Annotated in this window: 2 protein-coding genes; one reads left to right on the top strand and one right to left on the bottom strand. The window is 60.4% G+C overall.

Translation table 11 applies throughout. The features are described 5' to 3' along the window. Positions 1-435: 435 nt before the first annotated feature. The gene (locus EJC49_RS25160) at positions 436-816 is read right to left on the bottom strand and encodes a very short patch repair endonuclease (protein ID WP_280960067.1); all 381 of its coding nucleotides are present in this window, start codon (positions 814-816) and stop codon (positions 436-438) included. A 135-nt stretch (positions 817-951) separates the two neighbouring features. Between EJC49_RS25160 and EJC49_RS25155 the strand changes: the two genes are divergently transcribed. Continuing rightward, entirely contained in the window at positions 952-1,137 is a 186-nt protein-coding gene (locus EJC49_RS25155) for a hypothetical protein (RefSeq protein WP_126702669.1), read from the top strand. Positions 1,138-1,756 lie beyond the last annotated feature (619 nt).

Here is a 1,756-nt window from a genome sequence, read left to right as displayed (position 1 = left end):
CGCTGATCAGCCCGGCAATGCCGGAAAGCACGGCGACCATGGCCGCCAGCTACACCACGCGGCGGGACACGATCGTCGATTTGCGCCACCCATCCGGAGACTCGACGACGAGAACATTGGCCAATGCCGACACAGAACTGCGCAGCCAATGATTGAGCTGCGCAGTTCTGTCTGGCTGAGCTGTGGTAGTCGGATCCTGATGACCGGGTGTTGAGGTTCTTGTCGTTGCTGAGCTCACGATTCCAACTACCCGACCAGGCTGGATTGGAGCGAGCTATGCGACAATATTGCGCTCTCATCTCAGCCGCTGGGTCACCATTGTCGCAGCCAGAAAGCGAACGTCACCGGCGGAAAAGCCTACCCTCGCGTGTTAGCCGGAACTAGTCCAGATCGGTCCTCTTCCGATGTGGCGTCAGGTTGGCGCTCGCACGAGCCCTATTGCTGGCGACGACGAATCACGGGGCTCTCGAAATCTCCGCTGCCTTCCTTGATCCATGCAAGCAGACGACAGGCGGTCTCGTCCATGCTCGTCTCTCGCAGAGCGCACTCCCAGACCACCTCCATCCGCCAGCCCGCCGCGTGAAGCACTTCGGCGACGTGCCTGTCGCGCTGGACGTTGCCCGCGAACTTGGCGCTCCAGAATTCCGCGTTTGATGACGGTGTGGTGCACCAGTGGCAGCCGTGGTGGCGATGCCAGAAGCAGCCATGAACGAAGATGGCGATCCGACGGGATGGAAACACGATGTCCGGTCGCCCTGGCAACCGCGCCGAATGGAGCCGATACCTCAGGCCGGACCGGTGGAGGAGCCGTCGCAGCGTGATTAGAGCTGGCCCATCCCGCCAGTTGAGCGCGCTTTTCTCGGTCCGGCTGACCGCCTTCGCTTACCGAAACGTCGCCCGCCGCGAGGTGCTGGCCGGCAGCCACACCATGAATGCGATGGAGCGGCCTGTATGGCGCCGCTGGCTGCAGCGGGCGTGGAAGTCGCGCAGAACATCTTACCCGAGACACAGCCCGTGATCCCGCCGCTCATCCAGTATCTCGACATGGTGCGCGGAGTGCTCATCGCAGTGCCGCTCGGTGGCATCGCGGTCACGATCTACGCGCGGCTCCAAGATTGGAAACGGCGGCGGCGGTGATCGCCGCGCTCCTCACCAGGTTCGGCGCCAGCCGTGGATGCGGGCGGCGCTGCGCTATGGCGCGATCGTCCTCGCCGTGATCCTGTTCCTGCTTTCGCTTGGCGCTCCGCCGAACGCGCGTGCCGCCTCGCCGAACGCCCCGAATGCCCCAGACGCCTTGAGACCACGGACAAAGCCAATGATGTCCACGATGGACGCCGGAAGCCGCGGCTCGCCGTCCCATTCTCGCGACGATCTGGCTGAGCGACTGTGCGACGGGTGCTTCTGAACTCGGCGGCTTCCGCGCAAAGTCGATATCTCCGAAAATATAGAAAATATAAAAGTTTCCAAACAGAAAGCAAAACAAATACTCCGATAGATCGGTATTAATTTGAAAAGGAAATAATAATAATGGGGAAACAGCGGTAAATTTAATCAGTTAAAATTCACAAAGAAGCCCCCGATGTCACCCAGTGAGGGCGTAAAATATTTCTGGCACTCCTAACAATCGAGTGCCAGAAACACTATGTACGTGGCGTCGTCGCCCTACGCGTCGACATCAGAAAGAACCCAATGAAATTCCGTCCACTCCACGACCGCGTCGTCATCCGGCGCGCCGAGGGCGAACTGGTCTCCAAGG

Source organism: Aquibium carbonis, assembly GCF_003970795.1.
Taxonomy (GTDB): domain Bacteria; phylum Pseudomonadota; class Alphaproteobacteria; order Rhizobiales; family Rhizobiaceae; genus Aquibium; species Aquibium carbonis.
This window is presented reverse-complemented; position numbering and strand designations above follow the sequence as displayed.

Coding starts and splice junctions, on each gene's coding strand:
- EJC49_RS25155 (WP_126702669.1), top strand. CDS start 952: ATGGCGCCGCTGGCTGCAGCGGGCGTGGAAGTCGCGCAGAACATCTTA.